The sequence below is a fragment of the Deinococcus piscis genome (assembly GCF_014653275.1).
Classification (GTDB): domain Bacteria; phylum Deinococcota; class Deinococci; order Deinococcales; family Deinococcaceae; genus Deinococcus; species Deinococcus piscis.
The window spans coordinates 1-780 of the sequence record NZ_BNAL01000090.1; the positions used below are offsets into that span (position 1 = coordinate 1).

Sequence of the window (780 nt, forward strand, 5' to 3'; positions counted from 1 at the left end):
AGACCTGCTGACCCAGCCTTTTTGCCCACCAGGAGGGGCTGGAAGTGAAGTTGTCACCTACTGAGCGCCTGAGCACACCCTGCTGCGGGGCCTCATGCAAGGCCACATGACTGAAGCTGCAAGTATCGGCTGTGACGCTCTGGAACCTGACAACATCGATATCTATGCTCAAGAAGAACTTGCTGATTTGGGCATTACGTCCGAGATGCAGTACGCCTACAATACGTGGTTGGCCGAAGCTGCCCACGAGATGAACCAAAAGATTTATCTCAAGAACGATCTTGATCAAATTGCCGACGGAGGTGAGGAGGTTCCCGAAGGTGAACGGGGCCTGGCATATATTTTTGACGGCCTGATCAACGAATCGTGCTTCACTTATACAGAATGCGAAAAAGCGTCCCCCTTCCGCGACCAGGGCAAGCCTATCTTCGTACGCGAATACAATGTCGCCGACTGCACGGCTTTCCGTAGGAAGCAGATAGAATATAAGACGGGCTATAAGAGCATTCAGCAAATTGCCAACGAATTGCATCTGAACGTAAGCGCTTCAAGATACGAAAACGGCGGAAACCCGGACACGGGTGGTCGAGATGCCAATGCTTATGCGCCCCTCTGCACTTTTGGTACCTGGTAAGACGTTCGTCCCAAAAACTCTTTGATGCTTCAGGATTCTGCCGCACAGTTGAGCGGCAGAATTTTCGGTTTTCCAACAAGAGCTCAGTACCCGACAACTTCATATCCAGACGTGAGGGACAGCAAAAACAGACCTCGCTCCCCGGT

Annotated in this window: 1 protein-coding gene; it reads left to right on the forward strand. The window is 51.7% G+C overall.

The window, feature by feature from the left end; all coding sequences use genetic code 11:
• The first annotated feature begins 94 nt into the window (after positions 1 to 94).
• Positions 95 to 634, forward strand: a complete 540-nt coding sequence (locus IE158_RS13435; RefSeq protein WP_268248077.1) for an endo alpha-1,4 polygalactosaminidase — start codon at positions 95 to 97, stop codon at positions 632 to 634.
• Positions 635 to 780: the final 146 nt, after the last annotated feature.